The organism is Synechococcus sp. HK05 (assembly GCF_019104765.1).
Lineage (GTDB): Bacteria > Cyanobacteriota > Cyanobacteriia > PCC-6307 > Cyanobiaceae > Vulcanococcus.
In genome coordinates this window covers 84,096-109,583 of sequence record NZ_JAHRXJ010000001.1, presented here as the reverse complement: position 1 = coordinate 109,583, position 25,488 = coordinate 84,096, and the positions used below count along the sequence as shown (strand labels likewise).

Sequence of the window (25,488 nt, the reverse complement as noted above, 5' to 3'; positions counted from 1 at the left end):
CTCACCGTAGTGGTGAACCCAAAGCCGGACCTAATTCACTGCCCTCCCCCGGCACCACCAACCAACGCCGCAACCAGGCCGTGAGCCAATAAAAGGGCAGGGTGTCCGCCAACGCCGCCAGCAGCTTGAACAGATACCCACTGGCGATGAAGCTGGCCAGTTGCGGCAGCACCGGCAGCTCAGGCTTCACCGGCAGCACGTGGGCGGCGTAGTGGCTGATCAGCACCACCGCCGAGGTGTCCACCAGCTGGCTCACCAGGGTGGAGCCGTTGTTGCGCAGCCACAGGGCGCGGCCACCGCTGAAGCGCTTCCAGAAATGGAACAGGCGCACGTCGGTGAACTGGGCAGCCATGTAAGCCACCATCGAGGCACCCACAGCCCCAAAGGCCAAATCCTGCACCGCGAAGAAGGTGCTCTCCGGCGCGCCGGGCAGGCCCGGCAACACACCCCCCAGCCAGAGGATCAGCACGATCCAGCCGTTGAGCAACAACCCCACCCACACCAGCTGACTCGCGCGCTCTTCTCCCCAGATCTCACTGATCAGATCGGTGCATAGAAACGTGATCGGATACGGGAGCGCTCCCACCGCCACCACCACCGGCCAGGAGCCGATGCGGCCCAGCTGCAGAAAGCGGGTGAGTCCAAGGATGTTGAGCATCCCCATCGTGCCGAGAAACAGCCCGGCCAACACCAGAAAGGCCAGCTCCCGGCGCCGCTGCAACACTGCTGCGCTGGGACTCGAAACAGCAGCCATCTGGACGCTCATGCACGCTCCCAAGCCTGGCGAGGCCGGCGCACGCCGCAATGGGAGCATCAGGCCAGCCTTGCCTCCCCTGCCTTGACCTGCGGCTTCCTCGTGCTCGACAAGCCCGCCGGCCTCAGCTCCCACAGCTGTGTGTCGCGGGTGCGGCGGGCCTACGGGCTCAAGCGGGTAGGCCATGGCGGCACCCTCGATCCAGCCGTCACCGGGGTGCTGCCGATCGCCCTGGGGCCCGCCACCCGGCTGCTGCCGTATCTGAGCGGCGACAAGACCTACCGGGGCGTGGTGCAGCTGGGCCTCTGCACCAGCAGCGACGACCTCGAGGGCGAGGTGCTGCAGCAACAAGCCTGGCCCCAGCTGAGCCCGGCGGACCTCGAGCAGGCCCTGCAGGCCTTCAGGGGCACGATCCAGCAGCGGCCACCGGCCGTATCGGCGGTGCACGTGAACGGCGAGCGCGCTTACAAGCTGGCCCGCGAGGGCCGCAGCGTGGAGCTGGCCCCCAGGCCGATAACGATCGAGCGGCTCCAGCTGCAGGGCTGGGACCAGGAGCAAGGCCGCCTGGAGCTGGAGGTGGCCTGCTCAGCCGGCACCTACATCCGCGCCCTGGCGCGCGACCTGGGCGCAGCCCTGGGCTGTGGCGGCTGCCTGGCCAGCCTGCGGCGCACCGAAGCCCTCGGCTTCTCGCTCGATCAGGCGGTGAGCCTGGAGCAGCTAGAGCAGGAGCCTCTGCCGGCGCTGGTGGATCCGCTCAACGCCTTGGCGCACCTGCCGCGGCATGCGCTGCCGGAGGAGCAGCTGCAGGGCTGGCGCTGCGGCCGCATGCAGGCCTGCGATCCCAGCTGGCCCAGCGAGGCAGCCGTGGTGGTAGTGGACCCGGAGGGCAGCCTGGCGGGGATGGCCCGCGTGCAGGAGCCCGGCAGACTGCAACCCCGGCTGGTGCTGGAAGCCGCCGGCTGAAGGCCCCGGATGCCATCCGCCAGAGTCGCCCCTTCCTTCGTTTCCCTCCACAGCAACCATGGCCGGCCACAGCCGATGGGCCCAGATCAAGCGCACCAAGGCGGTGGTGGACGCCAAACGTGGTGCCGTGTTCACCCGCCTGGGCCGCGAAATCATGGTGGCCGCCAGGGCCGGCGCCGATCCGGCGGGCAACTTCCAGCTGCGCACGGCGATCGAGAAGGCCAAGGCGGCCCGGGTGCCCAACGCCAACATCGAGCGGGCGATCGCCAAGGGCTCCGGCCAGGGGGGCGGCGGCGCCGATCAGTTCGAAGAGGTGCGCTACGAGGGCTACGGCCCCGGCGGTGTGGCCGTGCTGATCGAAGCCCTCACCGACAACCGCAACCGTGCCGCCGCGGAAATCCGCCTGGCCTTCAACAAGAACGGCGGCAACCTGGGGGAAACCGGCTGCGTGGGCTACCTGTTTGAGCACCGCAGCGTGGTGCGGCTGGAACAGGCGGGCCTGGTGGAAGACACGCTGCTGGAGCGGCTGCTGGAGCTGGAGGAGCAAGGCGGCCCGGCCGTGATCAGCTACGAGATCGACCCGGAAGGCGCCGAGGTGCTGGGGGCCTTCGAGCAGCTGGAAGCCCTGCAGGATGGCCTGCGAGCCCTGGGGCTGCCGGTAAGCAGTTGGGAGCACCGCTGGATCGCCAGCACCCCCTGCCGACTTGAAGATCAGGCAGCCCTGGCGGGCTGCCTGAAGCTGCTCGATGCCCTCGATGAGCTCGATGATGTGCGCAGTGTGACCAGCAATCTGGAGGCGGATGAAGAAACAATGAAGTCGCTGATTATCTGACACAGCAGCGACATCATCTGGGAATCACCGTCTGCCATTCCCCATGGCGCAGCAACCCACGATCCTCAGCCCCGCCAACTTTTACAGCCCATTTGTGTACACCGGCACGGGCGCCAGCTCCGAGAACGGTGCACAGGGCATCAAGCAGGCTCCGGGCCGCAACCGGTATGTGATCACCGGCACCTCCGGGAACATCACGAGCGAAGGCCAGGGCTCCGTGTATGTAGGTCGCATCAATGGCGCCTCCACCAGCCAAGGCAGCGGCAGTGGCACCTGGGTGCTGATGGATGTGCCCGAGAGCTGGGATGCACCCTCAAGCTCGATCTACGGCCCGGGAGCGATCAGAGCCGGCCAAGGGCCTGGCGGAATCCGCTCAATTCAGCTGGCAGGCACCTACAGCCAGCCCATCAATGTGGATGGCAAGGAGGCCTTCATCACGCGCGGCTTCCTCTACGACGGTCCACTCACCAGCACGCCGAACGATCAAAACTTCACAGCCTTCAACGCCACTCGTCCTGATGGCGGGCCCACCACCGACACCTTCCTGCACAGCTGGAGCGGCCGCCTGGTGGCCGGCAACTACACACTCACCAACGGATTCCTGGCCCTAACACTCAACACCGGCCTAGACAGCAGCGCCTTCGTTCTCGACACCGTGACCGGTGAGCAGCACAATCTCACCTACCAGGACGACTCCACCTCTCACACGGCCTTCGGCATCTGGAAGAACAACAAAACGAGCTACACGATTGCCGGCGGCCGATCCGTGATCGACCCAGCGGTTAAGAAGCTCGGCTCCATGGGCGAAGCCCTCGGAGCTGCCACGCTGGTGGACTATGACCCGATCACCGGGAAAACCTCAAACCAACGGAGCTACCAATACAACAACGATCAGACCAACACCTATGTGACCCACTTTGAGGGCATCTTCTACGCGGGCAAAGGCATCTATCAAATGCCCTTCACTGCTGTGTCCTCTCAGGGAGAATTCGCTGGCACGGCCTATGTGAAACGCCGCAACAATGGTCGCTTCTCCCGTGAGGCCCTCTGGAGCACCTTTGATGCAGGCAGCGAAGGAACCATTGCCTCCAACGACTCATCGGCGGGGCGCGGCAACACAGGCCTGATTAGCCCTGCCAGCGGCGATGACGGTGTGGTGCCCTATGCCTCCATCCTCAACGGCAGCTCCTACCGCGATCTGATCTCCGCTGCTCAGGACCTCCGCTGATCCCGTTCACCCGGGCGGCAGTGCCGCCGCTGCCGCCCGGTCCACCACCACCTGCAAGCGGGGATGACGCTGCAGCCAGCTGGCGGGCACCTCAGGGCAGGGCGGCTCCAGCAGCGTGCGGCGCAGAATTTCGGCCTTGGCCTCACCGGTGACCACCAGCAGCAACACACGGGCGGCCAGGATCTCGGCGGTGCCGAGGGTGATCGCCCAGGCCGGCACGGCAGCCGGGTCGCCGCCGAAGGCAGCGGCGTTCTGGCGGCGGGTGGCGGTGCTCAGCTCCAGGCAGCGGCAGGGCGCCTCGGGGCCGCAGGGGGGCTCGTTGAAACCCACATGGCCATTGCTGCCCAACCCCAGCAACTGCAGATCAATGCCACCGGCGGCCTGCAGGGCCGCCGCGTAGCGCCGCGCTTCCTGATCCGGATCAGCGGCGACGCCATCCGGCAGCTGCAGGCAGCGGGGCGCCAGGGCCAGGGGATCTGCCAGCTGCTGGCGCATGAACGCCGCAAACGACCCCGGATGATCAGCCGCCAAACCGACGTATTCATCCAGGTTGAAGCTGCGCCACCTGGCCAGGAGCGGCGCACGCTCCGCTGGCGCCAGGGCCAGGAGCCTGCCCCGCAGGGCGGCATAGACCGGCTCCATCGTGCGTCCAGTGGCCAGGCCGAGCACAGCACCACGCTGCAGCGCCTGCTCCAACCGTTCCGCCACCACCGCCGCCGCCGCCGCCGCATCAGCGGCCACCAGTAGGTGGCCCGGCAGCGGCGGCGACGGCAACAGCGGAGCAGTGATCAACGCGAGCGAGCCAGGTTCTTGGGGTCTTCCTCGTTTAAGCCTCGCCCAGCACGGGCCATGCCCGCCAGCTGCGCATAGGGCTGCAGCGAGGTTCCCCGGTAGTAGTGCCGGAGGATCGATTCAAAGGAGTCGCCGCGCTGCGCCATGGCCAGCGCTCCCCACTGGCTCATCCCCACGCCGTGGCCGAAGCCGCGGCCCACAGCTACGAGTTGCACCACCTCCGGGGCCCGCGTGGATGGGGCAGGCAGGGTGAAGGCCGGTAGCGGCGGCGGTGGCAGCAGCGTGGGCGGAGCGCCGGTGGCGGAATCGTGCTGGAAGGCGTTCTGCAGCCGCGCGGCCACAGAAGCCGGGGGCACAGGTTCAGCCTGAGCAGGAGCCGTGGGCGCCAGCTCAAAGCGCACCCAGGTGCTCTTCAGACCAAGCCGGCTGCGCAGTTGGGCACCCGTGAGTGCCAGCTGGCCCGAAGGCCCCACCACCCGGGCCTGACGCACACGGCCCGTGGGCGTGGTGGCGATCACCTCGATCCCGAGGGCACCACCGAGCTCAGGGAAAGCCTGGCGCAGCTTTGCCTGGTTGAGGGGCAGCCGCCAATCGCGCACCGGTGAGGCCTGGTCGAAATCCGGCACGCTCACCAAATAAGGAAGCTGCCGCGGCCAAAGGTCGCCACTGCTCTCGGTGCTGCCGCCGCTGCTGCTGTGGAACACCGCATCAATCAGGGCGTTGTTGTACGTGAGCACCAGGCCACGGGTGGCCTGCACCGCCGCATGGGTCGACGGAGTCTCCGCTTCCACGCCCTTGTACACCTGGCTGGCGGTGGTGGCCTGCACATCGAAGGGCCCCGACGGCTTTCTGGCCTTGAGGGCATAGGTGCGGGCTGCCACGGCCTGGGCCTGCAGCGCTTCCAGGGGCCAGCTGGCCGGCATTTCGCTACCCACCACGCTGGGCAGATACGTTTCAAGCGGCACGTGGTTCACCACCTGCAGCTGCCCGCCCTGAGGCATGAGCTGCAGGCGGCCGCGGTAGCGGCGCTGGCCAACCCAGACTCCAGGATCAGCCTCTTCCGCTCCCGCCAGCGCCTCCAGCCACACCTCCCGCAGTTGCCATTGCTCGTTGTCGGAGCCATCGGCACGCTCCAGCCGCAACCAGGCGCCATCCGCGGAGGCCTGCAACACCACCTGGCCGCTGAACTCCTCCAGCACCCGTCCCTGGGCATCCCGCAACCGCAGCCCTGCCGCCGAGAGTGCTGGCCGAAGCCGGGCATCCTGCCCTTGCACCACCAACACCCGCAGCACAGGTTCAGCCGACGGGCTGGCGGCAACGGAGCGGCCCGCCTGGGGTTGCGCCGACCGAGCCATCACCACCTGAGGCGCCAGAAGCGGAGCCAGCACGAGGAGCGCTCCCAGCGGCAGGCGTCTCAAGCGAGCCATGGCAGGCCATCCAGGCAAGGCAGGCCATTGTGACGAGTGGATGGGCATCCTGCCAGTGCCAACCGGCGGCGCCATGGCACGATCGGATCAGTCACACCGGGGGACCTCCGGCCGGCCGTGCAGGTCACCTTCCTCGGCACCAGTTCCGGCGTTCCCACCCGCGGCCGCAACGTGTCGGCTGTCGCCCTGCGCCTGCCGCAACGGGCCGAGCTATGGCTGTTCGACTGCGGTGAAGGCACCCAGCACCAGTTCCTGCGCAGCGAGCTGCGGGTGAGCCAGCTGCGCAGGATTTTCGTCACCCACATGCATGGGGACCACGTGTTCGGCCTGCCGGGGCTGCTGGCCAGCCTGGGGCTGGCGGGCACCTGCAGTGGCATCGACCTCTACGGCCCCGATCCGCTGCGCGACTACCTCGAGGGCGTGCTGCGCACCTCCTCCACCCGCATCGGCTACCCGCTGCGCAGCCATCGGGTGAAAGACGCGGCCAGCAGCGGCGCCCTGCTGCTCGACGATGACGACATCACCGTGCGCTGCACCAAGCTGATCCACCGGGTTCCGGCCTACGCCTATCGCGTGGACCAGAAACCCAGGGCCGGCCGCTTTGACGTGGAGCAAGCCCGGGCCCTCGGCATCCCACCCGGACCGATCTACGCCGAACTCAAGGCCGGCCGCGAGGTGGTGCTCGATGACGGCCGGATCATCAACGGCGCCAGCCTCTGCGGGCCCGAGCGGCCCGGGTGCAGCGTGGTGTACTGCACCGACACGGTGTTCAGTGAAGCGGCCGTGGAGCTGGCGCAGGGAGCCGACCTGCTGATCCACGAGAGCACCTTCGCCCACGCCGAAGCGGAGATGGCGTTTGCCCGCCAGCACTCCACCAGCACCATGGCCGCGCAAACCGCACTGGCCGCAGGGGTGAAACAACTGATGCTCACCCACCTGAGCCCGCGCTACGTGCCGGGCAATCCCGTCACCCCCGACGACCTGCTGAACGAAGCACGGGCCATCTTTCCCAACACCGAGCTGGCCAAAGACTTCCTCAGCGTGGATGTAGCCCCGGAGGACCGCTGAGGCTGCAACAGTTCGTGAGTGCCTGGGGCCGCACCAACCAGCAGGCCCATCGGCCGTGATACAAGGGCTCTGGCGCGGTCTCTACCGCCACCTTGCCGGCTTTTTCGATGGCCTCTTCTTTCTCTTCTGCCCTCCGGACCCTGGCCCGGATGCTGGTTCTGCCCCTGGCTCTGCTGGTGGGCCTGGCCGGCCCCGCCCAGGCTGCCCAGTGGACCGCTGACCAGCTCACCGTTCCCGCCAATGCCGACGGCGCTTCGGTGACCTTCAGCGAACAAGAGATCAAAGCGGGCCGCAAGATCTTCAACAGCAGCTGCGGCGAGTGCCACGCCGGCGGCATCACCAAGACCAACCACAACGTGGGCCTCGATCCTGAGACCCTGGCCCTGGCCACCCCCGCCCGCGACAACGTGGACGCCCTGGTGGACTACATGAAGGACCCCACCAGCTACGACGGCGAGTACAGCATTGCCGACGTGCACCCCAGCATCCGCAGCAGCGATGTGTTCGTGAAGATGCGCGACCTCAATGACGAAGACCTGCGCCTGATGGCCGGCTTCATCCTGGTGGCCCCCAAAGTGCAGGGCGCCCAGTGGGGTGGCGGCAAGATCTACTTCTGATCCAGGATCGTTCTTCTGATCTCTGAGCTCGCCGCACAACCACTTTTGCCCCTGCCCAATCGGCAGGGGCTTTTTTGTGTGTTGAGGCGTCTCCGTCGCCGGATATCGATGGATATCCAGCAGCAGACACTGCGCCGGAGCAACAGAGCAAAGCCGACAGAACGAGGGGGGCAGCGAAGTGGGGACGACGCACCCCCCAACGAAGACTGTTCTCAAGCCCCTCTAACGCTCATAGCGGTGGCTGAACCTGCCCAGGCTGAGGTGGCGCAATGTTCTCCGCCTCCAACGACGCCGGCTGCTTGCTGTACCACCACTCCTGCAGGGGCGCACAAAGCCTCAGGGAGAAAAGGGTGAGCACCGTCACCGTGGGGCGGGAGCCCGGCTGGAGCAGCTCCACCGCATAGGAGGGGCAGCGACGGGCCGCCAGATCAGCCACGAAGCGACGGCCCACCCGACGCCAGCTGGGCTCTTTGCTGCGCCAGGCGATGCGGCAACAAGGCCAGGGGAGCTCCTCGCGATCAAACAGGCGGCAGCAGGGCCCGAGTACGCGAAAGCTGTACTGCCCGCCGGGGCTGGTGTGCTCCGTGCCGTGGGCATAGAGCGCCTGCACCTGGGGCGGCGTGGAGGCCGAGGTGGAAGCAGCGGTCACGGCGGGAAAGCGCTTGAAGACAAAAAAACCACCCCGAAGGGTGGTGGCGTGAAGCGAAACAGACGGGGCGTGAAGGGTCACGCCCCACTGGAGCTCAGTACAGCTCTTCTTCGGCGTGGGTCTTGATGGTGCAGTCGCTGGTGGGGTAGGCCACGCAGGTCAGCACGAAGCCAGCTTCGATCTGGTCGTCGTCCAGGAAGCTCTGGTCGGACTGGTCCACGGTGCCAGCGGTGATCTTGCCGGCGCAGGTGCTGCAAGCACCAGCACGACAGGAGTAGGGGAGGTCGATGCCCTGCTCTTCAGCGGCGTCGAGGATGTACTGGTCGTCGGGAACCTCGATGGTCTTGTTGAGGCCCTCTGCCTCGCTGATGAGGGTGACCTTGTAGGAAGCCATGGAAGGGATTGGGGCTCACAGGCTCCTGGGAAAGTTCCCGGGCCCGTAGGACGGATCCTTCCTACATCCGCCGAGGCGTGGTTCTGGGGTTCTGAGGGCGTCTGGCCGCGAAGCCCAATCAGAACACTGGGCACAGATCAGCGTGCCTTATGCAACATCGGCAGATTCGGGGCGTTGCCCTTCAGGTCTGCCGGGCGGCCTCTTAGGCGCGCCGGATCGTCATCAGGCCCCACTGGCTCCGCTGAGCGGCGAGCTCCGCCTGCCAGCCCTGTTCCGCCAAGACCTGTTGTAGCCGCGGTGCCTGATCCACCAACAGGCCGCTGAGCAGACCCAGTCCACTGTCAGCAAGCACCGTGTCGAAGGCCGGGCAGAGGGCCTCAATCACGGGGGCCAGGATGTTGCAGAGCAACAGATCGGCCGGCTGGCCTCCCAGCAGCTCCGCCAGACGCTCCACCGAACCCAGCTCCACCGTGAGGCGATCGGCAAAGCCGCTCACCCCACTGTTGTCGCGGGTGGCGCGTACGGCCAGGGAGTCGGTGTCGGCCGCGGCCACGCTTTTGGCGCCCTGCAGCAGAGCCGCAATGCCGAGGATGCCGCTGCCGCAGCCGAGATCCGCTACACGGATCGGGCCCAGGTCTGGGTGCTCCGGCGTTCCCCGCTGCTCGGCCAACCGCTCAATCGCTTCGAGGCAGAGCCGGGTGGTGGGATGGCTGCCGGTTCCAAAGGCACTGCCCGGATCCATGCGGATCACCAAGCGATCAGCGTGTTCCAGCGGCAGCTCGAGCCAGGCCGGCAGGATCAACAGCCGCTGGCCCACGGGGTCGGCCTGCCAGTGCTGCTTCCAGCTAAGGCTCCAGTCTTCGTCGTCCTGTTGCTCCCAGGCGATCGGCGGCAGGCTGAGGCCGAAGGTGTCGGCCAAAGGCGCCAGGGCCTGCTCCAGCTGCAGCCGCTCCGCCTCGGGCCAATCGGCTTCCGGTAGCCACGCCACCAACTGCCGCTCATCGGGAGCCTCGGGACGGTGCCGCACCGCCACCCTCGGGATGCCGAGGGCGTTGAGCTTCCAGATCAGCGATTCTTCGAGCTCGGGAAGCGAGGGGAGCTCAAGCCGCCACCAGGAGAGCGTCATCAGTGAGAGAGCTCCGGCGTCAGAGGGTCACCGGATGGGCTTCCTGGATCCCCTCGATGCCATGGATGGTGGCCAGCAGGCTGGCGGGCAGGGGATCGTCGAGGCTGAGCACCATCACGGCATCGCCACGCACGATGCGGCGACCCACCTGCATCGAGGCGATGTTCACGTTGTGCTCGCCCAGCACAGAACCGAGGTTGCCGATGATGCCGGGCATATCGCGGTGACGGGTGAAGAGCATGTGGCGGCTGGGGGCCACGTTCACCGGGAACTCATCGATGGTGGTGATGCGCAGTTCGCCATCGGCGAACACGGCACCGGTCACGGTGTGATTGCCGTTGGCGCCTTTGGAGCTCAGCTGCAGGGAGCCACCAGCAAAGTCGCGGGCGGCGTCATCCTTCACCTCGAGCACGTGGATGCCGCGCTCCTTGGCCTCCAGGCCGGCGTTCACGTAGTTGATCGAATCGCCCAGGGCGGTGGAGAGCAGGCCCTTGAGGGCCGCGATCACCAGGGGCTGGGCGGGATGGCTGGCGAATTCGCCCTGCAGCCGCACCTCCAGCTCGCTGATCTGGCCGCCCGCCAGCTGGCTCAGCAGCTGACCGAGGGTTTCCGCCAGCTGCAGGTGGGGCTTGAGCTGCTCCATCACCTCGGCGTTGAGGCCGGGGATGTTCACAGCACTGCGGGCCGGCAGGCCCAGCAACACATCGCGGATCTGCTCGGCCACATCGATGGCCACGTTCTCCTGGGCTTCCTCCGTGGAGGCACCGAGGTGCGGAGTGAGGATCAGGCGCTCGCTGACGCTGCGCAGCGCTGAATCAGCTTCAAGGGGCTCCTTGGCGTACACGTCCAGGGCAGCACCGGCGATCACGCCCTTCTCCACCGCTTCAGCGATGGCCGCCTCATCGATGATGCCGCCGCGGGCGCAGTTCACGATCCGGGCTGTGGGCTTCATCGTGCGCAGCAGCTCGGCGTTCACCAGGTTTTCGGTGTCCGGCGTGCGCGGCAGGTGCAGGCTCACGTAGTCGGCCTCGGCAAACAGCTCCGCCAGCGGCAGCAGCTTCACCTGCATCTGCTGGGCGCGCTCAGGCGACACAAACGGGTCGTAGGCCAGCAGCTCCATGCCCATGGCCTTGGCCACGCGGGCCACGTGGGAGCCGATCTTGCCGAGGCCCACCACACCGAGCTTCTTCTTGTAGAGCTCGTTGCCCACGTATTTCTTGCGGTCCCAGCCGCCGGCCATGGTGCTCACGTGGGCGTGAGGCACATGGCGCGAGAGGGAGAGCATCAGCGCCAGGGCGTGCTCAGCCGCGGCGATGGTGTTGCCCTCGGGCGAATTCACCACGATCACGCCGCGCTTGGTGGCGGCGGGCACATCCACGTTGTCGACGCCGACGCCGGCGCGGCCAATGATCCGCAGCTTGCCGGCGGCTTCGATGATGTCGGCCGTCACCGTGGTGCCGGAGCGAATCATCAGCGCGTCGTACTCGCCGATGATCTCCTTGAGCTGCTCGGGCGGCAGCCCCGTGCGCACATCCACCTGAGCCACCTGAGACAGGATGTCGATCCCTGTCTGGTCAATGGGATCGGAAACCAGAACCTTCGTCATGACCCGGCGGGGTGGGGGCGGCCGGAGGTGAAGTGTAGAGAGGTGGGTCTCAGGCCCCTCGCTCCACAGCCGCGCAGGAGAGAATCAGGCCTTCTCAGGGCCGGGCTTCGTGGGCAGCAGCGTGGTGGTGGTGGTGGCGGAGCGCAAACGGTTGCGGCAGCTCAACGAGCAACTGAGCCAGCTCACCCCGGCGCCGCAGCGGCTGGTAGCGATCGGCCAAGGCGAAACCGACATCGCCGAGGTGGCTGATCTCAACCCAGCCCTGGCGCGGCGCATCCGCCAAAGGCGCATGGCCACCTGGCTCATCCCCTTCGGATTTTTTGCCGGCCTCACCTTCACCTTCATCACCGATCTCGACACCTTTGCCTTCGCAGGCCCGATCGGCTCCCATCTGATCGGTGGCCTGCTGGGGCTGGGATCGGGCTGGATGGGCAGCTTCGCGGCGGCCGCCAGCGTGAGCTCGGATGTGGACGATCGGGTGCGCGCCCTGCGCAACCGCCTCGAGGAAGGCAACTGGCTGCTGCTGGTGGAGATGCCCAACGGCGTCGAGATCCCCTGGACCCGCCTCCAAGACGGGCGCCCCAAAGCGGTGGTGCGCCTGAACGACAACTGAGGACCGCGATGTTGCCGCGCGACACCTTGCTCAAAGGGAGCCGCCGCCCGCAGGACCTGGCGGCCTTGATCGATCTGGCGGAGCAGGCGCTGCGCACCTGGGAGCCCTGCTGGAGCACCTTCGTGGATGCGGAGCTCAAGGAAGAAGCAGAGGCGCGTCTCGGCGCCTTGAGCGAGGTGAATCTGTGGGCCGATGGGGGCTGGCCCCAGGCGGAGCGTTGCCGGCTGCTGTTGCGGCGAGCGGATCAGGTGGATCTGGCGGATGCAGCGCCGCCCCTGGCCGAGGTCTGCGGGCTGGTGGTGAGCGGCAACTTTCTGTTTGACCCCGCCGAGCCGGCGGATGTCCGCCAGGGGCTTCGGCAAGCCGGGCTCCTGGAGAGCGACCTAGGGGATGTGTGGATGCGAGGCGATCGAGGCGCCCAGGCCCTGATCCGCCAGGAAGCGGCCCCCCTGGCCGACCAACGCGAAGCTCAGGTGCGCAGCGTGCCGGTACAGCTGCAGGTGGTGCCGCTCGAGCAGCTGCAATGGCCAGCCACCCGCACACCGAAGCAGCTGAGCAGCGTGGAAGCCTCCCTGCGGCTCGACGCCGTGGCCTCCGCCGGGCTTGGCCTCTCCCGCAGCCGCATGGCCGACCTGATCCGCCAGGGGGCGGTGCGGGTGAACTGGCAGGTGACCACGAGCCCCAGCAAGGAACTGCGCTGCGGTGATCGGGTGCGGCTCGATGGACGCGGCGAACTCGAAATCCTGGAGATTCAGCCCACCAAACGCGATCGCTGGCGCCTCGTGATGCAGCGGCGCTGAGGAACCCGGCTGCTAGGTTCCATGGGCCGCAAGGCTCTGAGGGCGATTAGCTCAGAGGTAGAGCACTACCTTGACACGGTAGGAGTCACTGGTTCGATTCCAGTATCGCCCACTTGTTTTCTTGCCCACGCAGGTGATGACGCTGCAGGTGGTGCTGGGCCTTGGGCGTTCGGGCGTGGGCGCCGCCCGGTTGCTGCACCGGCGAGGAGCATCGGTGCTGGTGCTCGAGAGCGGCGAGAGCCCTGCCCTCCAGGACCGTGCCGACGCCTTACGCCGCGAAGGCATCGATGTTCAGCTGGGTGTGCCACTGGAGCCCGCCAGTTTCAGTGCGCTCGCGGTGCCGCCAGCGCGGGTGATCGTGAGCCCTGGCATCCGCTGGGATCACCCCACCCTCGAAGCCCTGCGCCAACGGGGCATCCCCACCGACGGTGAAATCACCACCGCCTGGGAAGCCAGCACCGGGGTCCCTTGGATCGGGATCACGGGCACCAACGGCAAAACCACCGTCACCCACCTGATCGCGCACCTGCTGGATCAGGCCGGTTTGGATGCGCCAATGTGCGGAAACGTGGGCTTCTCCGCCGCCGAGCTGGCCCTGGCCCGCCGCGACGCTCAAGCTCCCGCCTGGCTGGTGGTGGAACTGAGCAGCTACCAGATCGAATCGGCACCGGCCCTGGCCCCGCGCATCGGCGTGTGGACCACCCTCACCCCCGATCACCTGGAGCGCCACGGCACCCTCGACAACTACCGGGCGATCAAACGCAGCCTGCTGGAGCGCTCCGAGGTGCGCGTGCTCAACGCCGACGATCCCGACCTGCGCAGCCGTGCCGCCAGCTGGGATCAGGCCCGCTGGGTGACGGCTGGGAACCGGGAGCAGGCCCGCAGCGCCGGCATCGAGCCTCACCTCTGGATCGAAGCGGATCAGGTGTGCCACCCGAATGGGCCACTGCTGGCCGCCGATGCCCTGGCGATGCCCGGTGCTCACAACCGCCAGAACATGTTGATGGCGGTGGCGGTGGGCCTGGAGGTGGGCCTCAGTGGCGCGCAGATGGCTGCTGCTTTGCGCCGTTTTCCCGGCGTACCCCATCGGCTCGAGCTGATCCGCGAACACAACGGTGTGCGCTGGTTCAACGACAGCAAGGCCACCAACTACGACGCAGCCGAGGTGGCGCTGCGGGCCTTGCAGGGCCCCCTCGTCGTGCTGGCCGGAGGAGAAGCCAAGCAGGGTGAAGCGGCCGGATGGCTGGCGGGCTTGGAGCGCGAGGCGCGGGCCGTGGTGCTGTTCGGCGCCGCACGCCACACCTTTCAACAGCTGCTGCTGGCCAGCCACTACAGCGGTGAGGTGCATCAGGTCGACGGACTGGCCGAAGCGGTGCCCCTGGCCCAGCGGCTGGCCACGGAGCACAACGGCCGCGCGGTGCTGCTCTCACCAGCCTGCGCCAGCTTTGATCAATACCGGGATTTCGAAGCCCGCGGCGACCATTTCCGCCAACTGGTGCAGAGCCTCTGACCCAGATCGGTTCCAGCGCGGGGGCACCGCTAACCTCGCCGCAAAGCGCCCAGCAGCAATGGCCTTCTGGCTGATGAAAAGCGAACCCGATGTGTACGGGATCGAGCATCTGCAGCGAGAAGGCACAACCCTCTGGGATGGAATTCGCAATTATCAAGCGCGGAATTTCATGCGGGCGATGCAAATCGGAGACCGCGCTTTTTTCTATCACTCCAATGCCAAACCACCCGGCATCGTGGGGCTGATGGAGGTGATCGAAACCGGGCTGATCGATCCCAGCCAGTTTGATCCCACCAACAAATACTTCGATCCCAAATCCAGCCCAGACAAGCCCCGTTGGGATTGCGTGCGGCTGCGCTACGTGGGCACCTTCGGCGAGCTGCTCAGCCTCGATGCCCTGCGGGAGCAGTTCAGCGTGGAAGAGCTGCCGGTGGTGCGCAACGGCAATCGTCTCTCGATCCTGCCGGTGCCGGAGGCCAGCGCTCAACGCTTGTTTGAACTGCTGGGGCCTCTGTGAAGCCGATCCGGCTGAACAGCTGGATGGCCTTCCAGCAGAGCTGGAGAGGCCTGGCCCGCCAGCCCTTGCTGCTGGCCTTCAGCCTGGCGGCCCTGGGCACACACCTGTGCGGCTGGGCCCTGTTCGCCGGCGCCGAGCGGGTGGATAGCGGCGTGTTAGCCGCGCTGCTGCACCTCTGCGGCATAGCGCTCTATGGCGGCAGCCTGATCTGGATGATCGAGGGTTTCACCCTCGCGGGCCTGGCGATCGCTCGGCAACAGCTAATCCACTGGCAAGAGCTCAGCCCCAGCGAATGCCGCCATAGCGGACGGCTCAGCCTGTATCTGGCCTACCTGGCCGCTGCCCTGGTGGCCGTAGCGCTGGTGACCGGGGTGATCTGGTCGCTAGTGCTGCTGCTGCTCCCGGCTTTGAGTGCAGCTCCAGCGCTGCTGGGGCTGATCGCCGCCCTAGCCGTAGTGATCAGCCAGATATTCGGGCCATGCCTGGTGCTCGACACACGGCTGCGGGGCACTGCCCTGTTTCGCCAGGGCGTGTGGCTGCTGGAGCACCACGGCCCCGGGCTGCTGTTGCTCTGCAGCGGCCTGGTGGGGCTGCTGATGATCCCGCTGCTGGTTGGCCTCCTAGCAGAAGCCCTGATCTCCGGGCTTGGGCTCATCGCCACGCTGGTGGCTTTGGTGGTGGTGCTGCCGCTGATCACCACCACGGTGACCGGGGCCTATGTGCAGCTGAGACCCGAACTGCAGAACAACCCCGCCCACACGTAAAGCCACTTCAGGCGATCGGGTCGCTGAAGCGGCGCTGCTGAGGGAAGAGGTTGGCCAGATAGCAGCGAGTGATCTCGCGGGTCTGCACGCCGTTCTGCACAAGAAAACCGGCCAGAGCCGCTTGGAACAGGCGGTACTGATCCCAGTTGGGATGGGCCTCAATAAACCCTTGCATCGACTGCAGCAGGGGCTCAGGCACCTCAGCGCGCATGCTCACCGTGGCGGCACTGTCCATCCAGATCTCCCCGTAACGCCCACCAGTTCCCCACAGCACCGGGCGGCGGTCAACCGGGGCCCAACCGAGTCATTCCCAAGCGCTCTCAAGGCAAGATCGCGGGTCGTGGCTGGCTTCTGCGGCCATCCGATTCAGGGCAGCCCAGGCCGCTGTTGGGCACCGCGGGCACTGTCAACGGGAAAGCGCAGAACCGCACCGTTCTCCCCAGCCGCGCGCACCAGCGGGCGTTGCCCCGCAACAGCCTGTGGAAAACCGGTGCAAAACCTTGGGGTCTGTGGGCGTAAGCGCGGGAGAACGCCGCTGATCAGCAGTGCTGATCAGCGGCTGAATCTCGTGGCCAATCTCACCGCCGCAGTTCAGGCAAGCTGAGCCCCATGACCATCGCTCTGCTCGGAACAGGCCTGCTCGGCAGTGCCATCGCCACCCGGCTGCTCGCCTGCGGTGAACGGCTCACGGTGTGGAACCGCAACCCCGAGCGCGGCCAGCCCCTAGTGGCGCTCGGGGCCCAATGGGCCAGCAGTGCTGCCGAGGCCGCTGCCGAGGCTGAGTGGCTGATCACCGTGCTCAACGACGGCCCCACCACCCAGGCCGTGCTGATCGATCAGGTGGGAGCGGCGCTGCAGGGCCGCCGCGTGCTGCAGATGGGCACCATCGGGCCGGCCGAAAGCCAGCAGCTGGCAGATGCCGTGGCGGGGCTGGGGGGCGCCTATCTGGAGGCACCCGTGCTGGGGAGCCGGCCTGAAGCCCTCGAAGGCCGGCTACAGCTGATGGCTGGTGGCCCGGCCGAGCTGATGGAGGAAGCCCTCCCGCTACTCCGCCAACTGAGTCAAGAGCCTGTGCACCTTGGACCGGTGGGCACGGCGATGACCACCAAGCTGGCCCTCAACCAACTGATCGCCAGCCTCACCCACGCCTTCAGCCTCTCGCTGCACCTGGTGCAGCAGGGCGGTGTGGCGGTGGAACCGTTCATGGCGCTGCTGCGCAGCAGCGCCCTCTATGCCCCCACCTTCGACAAAAAGCTCCAGCGCGAACTCAGCGGCGACTACGGCAACCCCAATTTCCCCACGGCCCACCTCCGCAAAGACCTGGATCTCTTCATCAGCGCGGCCCAACAGGCTGGGCTCAACAGCGAAGGGCTGTCTGGGCTGGCAGCCCTGCTGCAGCGCTCCAGCGCCGCGGGCCTCGACGGGCTCGATTACTGCGCCCTGCACCAGCTCACGGCTGGCCAAACAGCTGCTGCAAGGCCTGAGTGAACGGCCGAGCCGCCGCGGCAGACCAACTCCCCTCCAGCGCCCGCTGCCCCAGTGCGGGTGTGAGCACCACCCGCAGCGACCAGCTTTGGCGATCGCCCTCGAGCGCCAACCACCAGGGATCGCGCTCGAGCTCCAGCTCGATCGCCTCCTCCTCCATCAGCTGATCCATCAGCCCCTGGTGCTGGGCCACCAGCTCTGCCACAGCATCCCGCAGGGCCGATGCTTCGAACTCGCTGAGCTCAGCGGCCCAGCCTTCACCAGCGATCAACACAGAAAAGGGCTGACGGCTGCCATCCCAGGCCAACCGCCAACCCTCTCCTTCGCGTTGGATCACCGCTGCGGGCCTCAGCCAGGCAGCAGGTCAGGCTGATCCTGCTCATCGCTGAGCTCGATGATGGCGCGCTGCACAGGCTTCACCATCGAGTCTTCCAGCAGGCCGTCGAAGTCATCGAAGCGGCGTTGCTTGGCGCGGAAGGCAATGCGAACGGTGGTGAGGTAGCGGTTGCTGGAGAAGCGAACCAGGCTCTCGGCGCGCTGCGCGAGCTCTTTGGGGCTGACGTTGACGCCGAGATACATGAACTAATCACCAATGGATTCATCGTAAGTCAGCAGGCTGCTGGGCAACGGCACCCGCACCGGAAATACCAGGGGCTCGGCTCCGGGGGCCAGCAAGCGGATCTCCCGCACCAGGGCCAGGGCCTCCAGGGGCGGCCGCAGCAGGTCGATCACGCGGCACACCACCGCCCGGTGAGTGCCGTCACGGCATTCGATGCGCAACCCACTCCAGCCGCGGGTGACCCGGCAGGCCCAGAGCGGATCGAGACGGCGCAACAGCTCCGGGTCCTCCCGGTAATACGACAACACGGCCTGCAGCACCCGCTCCATCGCTACTAACGCCTCTTAAAGACCCACTGGTCTCACCATGCAGGGGATGGTTGCGCCACGCTCAAGGGCGTTGTCTTCCCTTCAGCTTTCCACCGTGGCCGGCACCCTCGCCATCGACCTGGGCAGCACCACCACCGTGGTGGCCTTCCAAGGCAGTGGTGAGGCGCCTCCCGAGCTCCTCGAGCTCGCGCCGATCAGCACCAGCGATCCGGCCGTGGTGCCCAGCTTGATCTGGCTGAAGGAGGCGTCATCCAGCCAAGCGTTGATCGGCCGGCAGGTGATCGAAGCCGGCCTGCTTGAGCAGGGGGGCACCGGGCTCCACCGCGACTTCAAACGGCGCATCGGCGCCGGCACCCCAGGGCCCAGCACCGAGGCAGAGCCCCGCAGCGGCTGGCTCAGCCCAGAGCAGAGCGGCCAACTGCTGCTGGAGCAGATCTGGCAGCGGCTGCCGGAGAATCTGCAGCCTGAACGCCTGGTGCTCACAGCACCGATCGAGAGCTACCGGGGATATCGCCAATGGCTGCTCGAGGCCTCCAGCCGGCTGGCGGTGCCGGAGATCGCCCTGGTGGATGAACCCACAGCGGCGGCGATCGGTGCGGGGCTGCCGCCTGGCAGTCGGGTGTTGGTGGTGGATGTGGGCGGCGGTACGACCGACCTCTCGCTGGTGGCGCTGGAGGGAGGCGAGGGCAAAGCGGCCCCGATCGCCCAGCTGCTGCGCTTCGGCGGCCGCGACCTCACCAGCAGCCGTCAGAGCCTGCGCACCGCTCGCGTGCTCGGCAAAGCCGGCCTGGCTCTGGGCGGCCGCGATCTTGATCGCTGGATTGCCGCCGACCAGCTGGAGCGCCGCCCCGACCTGGCTGCGCTGGATCCCGCCAGCCCCTCGCTGCTGCAGGGCTGCGAACGCTTGAAGTGCCAGCTCAGCGATGCCGAAGAGGCCCTAACCCTCTGGAGCCCTGGCCCGGGCGTGGCACCAATCGAACTGCGCCTCAACCGCCGCGAGCTCGAGCAGCTGCTGCGGCAGCGGCAGCTGCTCACCCTGTTCGATGAGCTGCTGGAGCAGGTGTTGGCTGCTGCGCGGGGCTGTGGGGTGCAGATGGACGACATTGATGCCGTACTACCGGTGGGAGGCAGCAGCCGCCTGCCGCTGATCCGAAGCTGGCTGCAGGAGCGCCTACCCCAGGTGCCGCTGCGGGCGGATCGTCCGGTGGAAGCCATCGCCCTCGGGGCCCTGCGGCTCACGCCGGGGGTCGTCGTTAAAGACGTGCTGCAACGCGGGGTATCGCTGCGCTGCTGGGACCAGCGCAGCCGCGAACACCGCTGGCATCCCCTCTTCCTGCCGGGGCAGCCCTGGCCGAGCGAACAACCGCTAACGCTGCGCCTGGCCTGCAGCCGCAACGCCCAAGCAGATCTGGAACTGGTGCTCGGGGAACCCATCGCCGAAGAGCGCAGCGAGGTGGTGTTTGTGAATGGGCTTCCGGTGCTGCGGCGCCAGAGCGCCGGCACTGCAGCGGTGCAGGCTTGGAGCGAACAGCCCGCAGCGATTCCGCTCACTCCCGCCGGAGAGCCCGGCAGCGACCGACTGGAGCTTCGGTTTGCCATCAACACCCGCGGGGAGTTGGTGGTGAATGGACGGGATCTGGCCAGCGATCAGCCCTTGCCGCAACGCTGCCTGGGACGCGTGCGCTGAGGTGACGGCTGGAGGGCTGCACCCGAATGGATGATCCAGGGAGCATCGATCCATAGAACAGATGGATTGATCGGGCACCCCCTTGGCCATCCGCCGCCACCGGCTCCCGCGCTTCTGGCTGGTGCTCACTCTGGGATTGGTGGCCGCCGGCGTGGGCACGGCCTACTGGTGGGAGAAGCAACTGCCTGGGCGCCTGGAACGCGCTGCCGAGCAAGGCCGGCTCGACGACTGCCTGCGCTATGGCGAGCAACTGGCGGCCCTGCGCTGGCTGGGGGGCAAGGCGCCCCTGGAGCAGGGCCGCTGCCGCCGCCTGAAGGCCGAAGAGCTCTGGCGCCAAGGGGCCTGGGCCGAGGCCTTGAAGCTCCAACTGCAACTCGTGAATTCCGGCACCAGCAGCCCCGCGGATCAGCAGCAGCTGCTCAGCTGGCAGCAACAGCTGGAAACCAGGGCTTTAAACCTCTATCGCGACGGCCGCCTTGAGGAAGCCCTCAAGCTGCTCAACACCCTCAACGCCGCCCACAACGCCAGTGGCACCGCCCTCGGTGATCAGCTCAGCGAAGACTGGAACCGCCAGAAATTCCTCAAGCAGCGGGCGGAGCAACTGATTCCCCAGCGGCGCTGGTGGGAAGCGCTTGATGCCCTCAACCGGATCGAGCATCCCTGGTGGAAGCAGCAATCCCTGGCCCTCCGCCGTCAGGTGGAAAAGGGGATCGAGGGCCTGCGCAACGACCATGAACAGGAGCACGACGCCCACGGCGGCCAGCTCGACTCCAACGTGCCGGCCGAACGGCTCAACGACCTGATCACCCAGAAGCTGGCTCAGGGCATGGACGACTGGCAAGCCTTCAGCGCAGCCTGCCGTGAGCTCGGCGGCCGAGTGGTGGAAGCCGGCCCTGAAAGCGCCTGTCGCCGCTGATCACGCGTGACAGGATGGTGCCCCCATCCCCATCACCCTCGATGCAGGCAGGAGATCAGGTCAAGGTGAGCCAGAGCGTGGTGGTCTTTCACCATCCCGAGCATCGCGGCCAGGCCTTCGATCTCAAGGGCCAACAGGGTGAAGTGTTCCAGGTGCTTACCGATTACAAGGGCCGCACCATCAGCCCCACCATGCCGGTGATCGTGGCCTTCGGCCGCTTCCGGGCCCATTTCCGCAGCGATGAGCTGGAGCCGGTGGCCTGAGGCCGGGCTCAACCGGCCTCTTTGACCAGGAACACACCTTCTTCCTGATCGATCGACTGCAAGCAGAGCGCAATCAACTCCTGCCGACTGGTGGGCACGACCCGGCCGCAGAAGTCCGGCTGGATCGGCAGCTCCCGATGGCCGCGGTCCACCATCACCAACAACCGCACCCGGCGAGGCCTACCCCAGGCCTGCAGGGCCTCGAGGGCAGCGCGCACGGTGCGACCGGTAAAGATCACATCGTCGACCAAGACCACATCGCGCCCCTCCAGATCAGCAGGTAGCTGGGTTGGGGTGGCCAAACGGGTGCCGATGCGATCGAGATCATCCCGGTGAAACGTGGGATCGAGGCTGCCGCAGTCGATCGGATGCCCGCACAGCGCCTCCAGGCGTTGGGCTAACACCTCGGCCAGGGCCACACCGCGGGTGGGAATGCCCAACAACACCACTTGATGGCTGTCAGCCACGCTCTCCAACACCTGGGAAGCAAGGCGATTGAGGGTCCGTCCCAGCTCGTCGGCCGAGAGGATCTCCATGCGATCGGCTGACATATGTGCGCTGGCGGGCGCCGATGGTACCGGGATCAGCAGGTGTGGCCAAAAGCTGACGCGGCCGGGATCACAGCGGGATCAGTCCGAGGCGCGGGGTAGGTTGTGTTGAGAAGGAGTTGCGGCGAGGCAGGATCGAGCGGGTGACAGCTTCAACGTCGACCGAGCCAGGGCACGAACACGGACGACCGGCGAACGGTGACGGACCCGAATCCAAACGGGGAAACGTTGCGCCCGTTGTGTTGTGCATCCTCGATGGATGGGGCTACCGCCACGACGACGCCCACAACGCCATCCGTGCCGCAGACACACCGGTGATGGATGCCCTATGGCATGCCTATCCCCACACCCTGATCGAGGCCAGTGGCGCCGATGTGGGCCTGCCCGACGACCAGATGGGCAACTCAGAGGTGGGGCACCTCACCATCGGCGCCGGCCGTGTGATCCGCCAGGAGCTGGTGCGGATCAGCCAGGCCGTGCGCGACGGCAGCATCAACGACAACCCTGAACTCAATGCCCTGGCTGACCGGCTGGTGGCCAACGGCAACACGCTGCACCTGATCGGGCTCTGCTCTGACGGCGGCGTGCACAGCCATCTCGATCATCTGGGCGGTTTGTTGCTCTGGGCTGCGGGCCGCGGCCTGCAGAACGTGTGCATCCACGTGATCACCGACGGTCGCGATACACCCACCCAGAGTGCACCCGGCTATCTGCGCACGATCGAGGCCCAAATGGCCAAGGCCGGCGTGGGCTCCATCAGCACGGTCTGTGGCCGCTACTGGGCCATGGATCGCGACAACCGCTGGGATCGCACTGAAAAGGCCTACCGCCTGCTCTGCAACGACGGGCCGGCGGACGCCGCATCCGCCCAAGACGCGCTGGAGAGCGCCTACGCCAGCGGCACCACCGATGAGTTCATTGAACCCACGCGTCTGGCCCCAGGCTGCATCGCCCCGGGCGATGGTGTGGTGTGCTTCAACTTCCGGCCGGATCGGGTGCGGCAGATCATCCGGGCCCTGGTGTTGCCTGAGTTCAACGACTTTGAGCGCGAGCTGATCGACGATCTTTCCGTCGTCACCTTCACGCAATACGAAGCAGGCTTGCCCGTGGCGGTGGCCTTCCCGCCGGAATCGCTGGATGGCCTGCTGGGCCAGGTGGTGTCAGAGGCCGGTTTACGCCAGTTCCGCACGGCCGAAACGGAGAAATATCCCCACGTCACCTATTTCATGAACGGTGGCATCGAGCAGCCCTACCCCGGCGAAGACCGCCATCTGGTGCCCTCCCCACGCGTGGCCACCTACGACCAGGCACCGGCCATGTCGGCCGAGCAGCTCACCGACCACTGCATTGCCGCGATCAACAAAGGCATCTACGCGCTGGTGGTGATCAACTACGCCAACCCCGACATGGTGGGGCACACCGGCGAAATGAACGCCACGATCGATGCCATTCACACGGTGGATCAGAGCGTGGGTCGCCTGCTGGAAGCCACGAACCGGATGGGTGGCACCTTGCTGGTCACCGCCGATCACGGCAATGCCGAACTGATGGAAGGCCCGGATGGTCGTCCCTGGACTGCCCACACCACCAATCCGGTGCCGGTGATCCTGGTGGAAGGTGAGCAGCGCAAGCTGCCTGGCCACGGCAACGCCGTCGAGCTCCGCAGCGGCGGCGGTCTGGCGGATATCGCCCCCACCCTGTTGGAGATCCTCGGTCTGCCGCAGCCCTCACGCATGACCGGCAGCTCCCTGGTTGTCCCCGTGGGGAGCACCGCCGTGCCCAGCCGCATCCCCCAGACCCTGGGGGTCTGAATCCAGCCCACTAGGCTTCAGCACATGCTTCAAACCGTTTTCACCTGGATCTGGCTGGCCAGCGGCGTGCTGCTGATGATCAGCGTGTTGCTGCACAGCCCCAAGGGCGATGGCATGGGCGGGCTCGCCTCCAGTGGCAGCTCGATGTTCAGCAGTGCCCGCAGCGCTGAAGCCACCCTCAACCGCATCACCTGGACGTTGCTGGCCGTGTTCCTGGGTCTGGCCACGGCCCTGAGTGCTGGCTGGTTCAAGCTCTGATCACCACCCTGATCACCCCACAGCCTTCCCGATTCGCACCTTGACGATGCCCCGGCGCAGCTTTCTGGCGAGCCTCACGGCTCTGTTCAGCCCGATGCTCGGTGCCACTGCAGCTGAAGCGGCCTCAGCGGCGACTGACCCCAAGTGGACCCTCAGCGACGCCGAATGGAAACGGCGCCTGAGCCCTGCGGCGTATCAGGTGCTCCGCCAGGAAGGCACCGAGCGGCCCTTCAGCAGCCCCCTCAACAACGAGAAGCGGGCCGGCACCTTTCATTGCGCCGGCTGCGATCTTGCCCTGTTCAGCTCCAAAGCCAAATACGACAGCGGCACCGGCTGGCCAAGCTTCTGGCAGCCCCTGCCCAAGGCGATCGGCACCAAGGTCGACTTCAAGCTGATCGTGCCGCGCACCGAATACCACTGCAGCCGCTGCGGCGGCCACCAAGGGCACGTGTTCGGCGATGGCCCCAAACCCACCGGCAAGCGCTACTGCAACAACGGCGTAGCGCTCACCTTCAAGCCCAACGCTTGAGGCTTGGCTCAGAACAGCTGCGGGGAGCCAACCCGCTCCGCGTAAGCCTCTTCGCCATGTTCGGCGACATCCACACCAAGGTTCTCAGCGTCTTCCTTCACCCGGAACGGAACACCGAGGCCGCGCAAGACGCCAGCGATCAAGAAGGTACCGATCGCAGCCAGGCCGTAGGCCACCAGCACGGCCTGCAGCTGACCCAGAACCAAGGCCCCACGGCCCTGTTCGGCCAGAACCTGACCGGCGGGGTGCGAGGAGATGAGCTCAGCGTTGGCAAAGACACCCGTCAGCAGGGCACCGGCGGTGCCGCCCACACCATGGACTGCGTAGGTGTCGAGAGAATCGTCAAAGCGAAGCTTCACCTTCACCTGCACCGACACGTAGCAGAGAACCGCGGTGATCGCACCGATCGCCATGGCTGATCCAATGCTGACAAAACCAGCCGCCGGCGTGATGCCCACCAGACCGGCCACGGCGCCGGTGGCCATTCCTACAGCGGTGGGCTTGCCATCGCGGCGGCAGGTTTCCACCACCGACCAGGCCACCAGACCTGCCGCTGCAGCGACATGGGTGGTGGTGAATGGAATCTCAGCACCGCCAACGGCCAGCTGGCTACCGCCGTTGAAGCCGAACCAACCAAACCAGAGCAGTCCGGTGCCCAGCAGGATCTGGGTCACGTCATGGGGAGGACGGATGGCCTTGGGCCACTGGCGCCGGGCGCCAATCAGACCAGCCAGCACCAATGCCGTGACACCGGAGCTGATGTGCACCACGGTGCCACCGGCGAAGTCGAGATCCTTACCGAGGAAGCCGCCGCCCCAGACCATATGGGCCAACGGGGAATAAACCAGGAGCAGCCAGATCGGCGTGAACAGGCACCAGAAGCGGAAGCTGATGCGCTCCACCAGGGCGCCTGAAATCAGAGCCGGCGTGATGATCGCGAACATGCCCTGGAACAGGGCAAAGGTGAGGCCGGGAACGGCCAAGCCATCCCAGACCTCCGGCAGACGCTCAAGCAGAGCAAAGGTGAAGGGGTTTCCCACCACAGCCTGGGCGGCGCCGCCATCAGCGAAGGCCAAGCTGAAACCAAAACTCGCCCACACCAAGGTGGCGATGCCCATCATCACGAAGCTCATCGCCATCGTGTTGAGCACGTTGCGCCCCTGAACAAAGCCGCCGTAGAAGAAGGCCAGACCAGGGGTCATCAACAACACCATCGCTGCCGAGATCAGGAGCAGGGTGTTGTCGGAGCTATCCAGCGTGGCCTCTGCAGCCTGGGCCGGAAGGAAGGCACCCAGCAAGAGCTGAAGCGCTGGAACAGTGAGAGCAGCGATCAGCAATCGACGCTGTCGCAAAGGAAACCGCACGCGAATTCATTCGGTGATGACGGATACCGTTTCAGACAGCACCACCTACCGACTGTTCACAGCGAACATTGTTGCGGGT

At 66.7% G+C, this 25,488-nt stretch carries 30 protein-coding genes and 1 tRNA gene; 18 read left to right on the top strand and 13 right to left on the bottom strand.

Annotated features, from left to right (window positions below; translation table 11 throughout):
• Position 1: 1 nt before the first annotated feature.
• Positions 2-754, bottom strand: coding sequence for a queuosine precursor transporter (locus tag KUL97_RS00585; RefSeq protein ID WP_254896027.1), 753 nt, complete (start codon positions 752-754; stop codon positions 2-4).
• Between the two features lie 84 nt (positions 755-838).
• On the opposite strand from KUL97_RS00585, the gene truB reads away from it, so the two are divergent.
• Genes truB through KUL97_RS00570 form a run of 3 tightly spaced genes read left to right on the top strand, consistent with a single transcriptional unit; the run spans position 839 to position 3,777 of the window.
• The gene (truB, locus tag KUL97_RS00580) at positions 839-1,717 is read left to right on the top strand and encodes a tRNA pseudouridine(55) synthase TruB (protein ID WP_217794757.1); all 879 of its coding nucleotides are present in this window, start codon (positions 839-841) and stop codon (positions 1,715-1,717) included.
• Between the two features lie 58 nt (positions 1,718-1,775).
• Complete coding sequence (locus KUL97_RS00575) at positions 1,776-2,549, top strand: YebC/PmpR family DNA-binding transcriptional regulator (RefSeq protein ID WP_217794755.1); 774 nt, start codon at positions 1,776-1,778, stop codon at positions 2,547-2,549.
• A 43-nt stretch (positions 2,550-2,592) separates the two neighbouring features.
• Positions 2,593-3,777 (top strand): hypothetical protein, encoded by a 1,185-nt coding sequence (locus KUL97_RS00570; protein WP_217794753.1) that lies wholly within the window; start codon positions 2,593-2,595, stop codon positions 3,775-3,777.
• A 6-nt stretch (positions 3,778-3,783) separates the two neighbouring features.
• Here the strand turns inward: KUL97_RS00570 and KUL97_RS00565 are convergent, their stop codons facing one another.
• Both KUL97_RS00565 and KUL97_RS00560 read right to left on the bottom strand, forming a co-directional pair.
• A complete protein-coding gene (locus KUL97_RS00565; RefSeq protein WP_303246095.1) occupies positions 3,784-4,569 on the bottom strand; it encodes a glucosamine-6-phosphate deaminase in 786 nt (261 codons plus the stop codon).
• Positions 4,566-5,996, bottom strand: a complete 1,431-nt coding sequence (locus tag KUL97_RS00560; RefSeq protein WP_217794751.1) for a SpoIID/LytB domain-containing protein — start codon at positions 5,994-5,996, stop codon at positions 4,566-4,568. The genes KUL97_RS00565 and KUL97_RS00560 overlap by 4 nt, the downstream gene beginning before the upstream one ends.
• Before the next feature lie 117 nt (positions 5,997-6,113).
• Here KUL97_RS00560 and KUL97_RS00555 point away from each other — a divergent pair, with 117 nt between their 5' ends.
• Both KUL97_RS00555 and psbV read left to right on the top strand, forming a co-directional pair.
• The gene (locus KUL97_RS00555) at positions 6,114-7,064 is read left to right on the top strand and encodes a ribonuclease Z (protein WP_217794749.1); all 951 of its coding nucleotides are present in this window, start codon (positions 6,114-6,116) and stop codon (positions 7,062-7,064) included.
• A 107-nt stretch (positions 7,065-7,171) separates the two neighbouring features.
• A complete protein-coding gene (psbV, locus tag KUL97_RS00550; protein ID WP_217794747.1) occupies positions 7,172-7,681 on the top strand; it encodes a photosystem II cytochrome c-550 in 510 nt (169 codons plus the stop codon).
• 229 nt (positions 7,682-7,910) lie between these two features.
• On the opposite strand, the gene KUL97_RS00545 is transcribed toward psbV, so the two are convergent.
• The 4 genes from KUL97_RS00545 to serA all read right to left on the bottom strand — a co-directional run bounded on the left by KUL97_RS00545 (position 7,911) and on the right by serA (position 11,456).
• A complete protein-coding gene (locus KUL97_RS00545; protein ID WP_217794960.1) occupies positions 7,911-8,330 on the bottom strand; it encodes a hypothetical protein in 420 nt (139 codons plus the stop codon).
• Positions 8,331-8,424: 94 nt separating this feature from the next.
• Entirely contained in the window at positions 8,425-8,724 is a 300-nt protein-coding gene (locus tag KUL97_RS00540) for a ferredoxin (RefSeq protein ID WP_010310832.1), read from the bottom strand.
• A gap of 202 nt (positions 8,725-8,926) precedes the next feature.
• Complete coding sequence (gene prmA / locus KUL97_RS00535) at positions 8,927-9,850, bottom strand: 50S ribosomal protein L11 methyltransferase (protein ID WP_217794745.1); 924 nt, start codon at positions 9,848-9,850, stop codon at positions 8,927-8,929.
• Positions 9,851-9,869: 19 nt separating this feature from the next.
• Positions 9,870-11,456 carry a phosphoglycerate dehydrogenase gene (serA, locus tag KUL97_RS00530; protein ID WP_217794743.1) on the bottom strand — a complete coding sequence of 529 codons (1,587 nt, stop codon included), beginning with the start codon at positions 11,454-11,456 and terminating at the stop codon, positions 9,870-9,872.
• Positions 11,457-11,565: 109 nt separating this feature from the next.
• On the opposite strand from serA, the gene KUL97_RS00525 reads away from it, so the two are divergent.
• The 6 genes from KUL97_RS00525 (at position 11,566) to KUL97_RS00500 (ending at position 15,660) form a co-directional block, all read left to right on the top strand.
• On the top strand, positions 11,566-12,069 hold the full coding sequence (locus KUL97_RS00525) for a hypothetical protein (protein ID WP_217794741.1): 504 nt from the start codon (positions 11,566-11,568) through the stop codon (positions 12,067-12,069).
• Positions 12,070-12,077: 8 nt separating this feature from the next.
• Positions 12,078-12,869, top strand: coding sequence for a photosystem II S4 domain protein (locus tag KUL97_RS00520; RefSeq protein WP_217794738.1), 792 nt, complete (start codon positions 12,078-12,080; stop codon positions 12,867-12,869).
• Between the two features lie 40 nt (positions 12,870-12,909).
• A tRNA-Val gene (locus tag KUL97_RS00515) sits at positions 12,910-12,981 on the top strand.
• Positions 12,982-13,005: 24 nt separating this feature from the next.
• On the top strand, positions 13,006-14,379 hold the full coding sequence (gene murD / locus KUL97_RS00510) for a UDP-N-acetylmuramoyl-L-alanine--D-glutamate ligase (RefSeq protein ID WP_217794958.1): 1,374 nt from the start codon (positions 13,006-13,008) through the stop codon (positions 14,377-14,379).
• Between the two features lie 58 nt (positions 14,380-14,437).
• Complete coding sequence (locus tag KUL97_RS00505) at positions 14,438-14,896, top strand: EVE domain-containing protein (protein WP_217794736.1); 459 nt, start codon at positions 14,438-14,440, stop codon at positions 14,894-14,896.
• A 23-nt stretch (positions 14,897-14,919) separates the two neighbouring features.
• Positions 14,920-15,660 carry a hypothetical protein gene (locus KUL97_RS00500; RefSeq protein WP_217794734.1) on the top strand — a complete coding sequence of 247 codons (741 nt, stop codon included), beginning with the start codon at positions 14,920-14,922 and terminating at the stop codon, positions 15,658-15,660.
• A gap of 7 nt (positions 15,661-15,667) precedes the next feature.
• On the opposite strand, the gene KUL97_RS00495 is transcribed toward KUL97_RS00500, so the two are convergent.
• Positions 15,668-15,895 carry a DUF2811 domain-containing protein gene (locus KUL97_RS00495; protein ID WP_010310848.1) on the bottom strand — a complete coding sequence of 76 codons (228 nt, stop codon included), beginning with the start codon at positions 15,893-15,895 and terminating at the stop codon, positions 15,668-15,670.
• A 374-nt stretch (positions 15,896-16,269) separates the two neighbouring features.
• On the opposite strand from KUL97_RS00495, the gene KUL97_RS00490 reads away from it, so the two are divergent.
• The gene (locus KUL97_RS00490) at positions 16,270-17,148 is read left to right on the top strand and encodes an NAD(P)-dependent oxidoreductase (protein WP_217794732.1); all 879 of its coding nucleotides are present in this window, start codon (positions 16,270-16,272) and stop codon (positions 17,146-17,148) included.
• On the opposite strand, the gene KUL97_RS00485 is transcribed toward KUL97_RS00490, so the two are convergent.
• Genes KUL97_RS00485 through KUL97_RS00475 form a run of 3 tightly spaced genes read right to left on the bottom strand, consistent with a single transcriptional unit; the run spans position 17,111 to position 18,033 of the window.
• Complete coding sequence (locus tag KUL97_RS00485; protein WP_217794730.1) at positions 17,111-17,482, bottom strand: DUF1818 family protein; 372 nt, start codon at positions 17,480-17,482, stop codon at positions 17,111-17,113. The genes KUL97_RS00490 and KUL97_RS00485 overlap by 38 nt on opposite strands.
• 11 nt (positions 17,483-17,493) lie before the next feature.
• Positions 17,494-17,724, bottom strand: coding sequence for a DNA-directed RNA polymerase subunit omega (locus KUL97_RS00480; protein WP_010310854.1), 231 nt, complete (start codon positions 17,722-17,724; stop codon positions 17,494-17,496).
• A gap of 3 nt (positions 17,725-17,727) precedes the next feature.
• Positions 17,728-18,033, bottom strand: coding sequence for a hypothetical protein (locus KUL97_RS00475; RefSeq protein WP_217794727.1), 306 nt, complete (start codon positions 18,031-18,033; stop codon positions 17,728-17,730).
• A gap of 94 nt (positions 18,034-18,127) precedes the next feature.
• On the opposite strand from KUL97_RS00475, the gene KUL97_RS00470 reads away from it, so the two are divergent.
• The 3 genes from KUL97_RS00470 (at position 18,128) to KUL97_RS00460 (ending at position 20,899) form a co-directional block, all read left to right on the top strand.
• Entirely contained in the window at positions 18,128-19,720 is a 1,593-nt protein-coding gene (locus tag KUL97_RS00470; RefSeq protein WP_217794956.1) for an Hsp70 family protein, read from the top strand.
• Between the two features lie 82 nt (positions 19,721-19,802).
• Positions 19,803-20,636: a hypothetical protein gene (locus KUL97_RS00465; RefSeq protein WP_217794725.1), complete on the top strand. Its 834-nt coding sequence runs from the start codon at positions 19,803-19,805 to the stop codon at positions 20,634-20,636.
• 41 nt (positions 20,637-20,677) lie between these two features.
• A complete protein-coding gene (locus tag KUL97_RS00460) occupies positions 20,678-20,899 on the top strand; it encodes a ferredoxin-thioredoxin reductase variable chain (RefSeq protein WP_010310864.1) in 222 nt (73 codons plus the stop codon).
• 8 nt (positions 20,900-20,907) lie between these two features.
• On the opposite strand, the gene pyrR is transcribed toward KUL97_RS00460, so the two are convergent.
• Positions 20,908-21,450 carry a bifunctional pyr operon transcriptional regulator/uracil phosphoribosyltransferase PyrR gene (gene pyrR, locus KUL97_RS00455; RefSeq protein ID WP_217794723.1) on the bottom strand — a complete coding sequence of 181 codons (543 nt, stop codon included), beginning with the start codon at positions 21,448-21,450 and terminating at the stop codon, positions 20,908-20,910.
• Positions 21,451-21,686: 236 nt separating this feature from the next.
• On the opposite strand from pyrR, the gene gpmI reads away from it, so the two are divergent.
• The 3 genes from gpmI to msrB are packed head-to-tail and all read left to right on the top strand — an operon-like array spanning position 21,687 to position 24,045.
• Positions 21,687-23,258 carry a 2,3-bisphosphoglycerate-independent phosphoglycerate mutase gene (gpmI, locus tag KUL97_RS00450; protein WP_217794721.1) on the top strand — a complete coding sequence of 524 codons (1,572 nt, stop codon included), beginning with the start codon at positions 21,687-21,689 and terminating at the stop codon, positions 23,256-23,258.
• A gap of 24 nt (positions 23,259-23,282) precedes the next feature.
• Complete coding sequence (secG, locus tag KUL97_RS00445; RefSeq protein ID WP_010310871.1) at positions 23,283-23,516, top strand: preprotein translocase subunit SecG; 234 nt, start codon at positions 23,283-23,285, stop codon at positions 23,514-23,516.
• Between the two features lie 46 nt (positions 23,517-23,562).
• Positions 23,563-24,045, top strand: coding sequence for a peptide-methionine (R)-S-oxide reductase MsrB (msrB, locus tag KUL97_RS00440; protein WP_217794719.1), 483 nt, complete (start codon positions 23,563-23,565; stop codon positions 24,043-24,045).
• An 8-nt stretch (positions 24,046-24,053) separates the two neighbouring features.
• Here msrB and KUL97_RS00435 read toward each other — a convergent pair whose 3' ends face one another.
• Complete coding sequence (locus tag KUL97_RS00435) at positions 24,054-25,382, bottom strand: ammonium transporter (RefSeq protein WP_217794717.1); 1,329 nt, start codon at positions 25,380-25,382, stop codon at positions 24,054-24,056.
• Between the last annotated feature and the right edge of the window lie 106 nt (positions 25,383-25,488).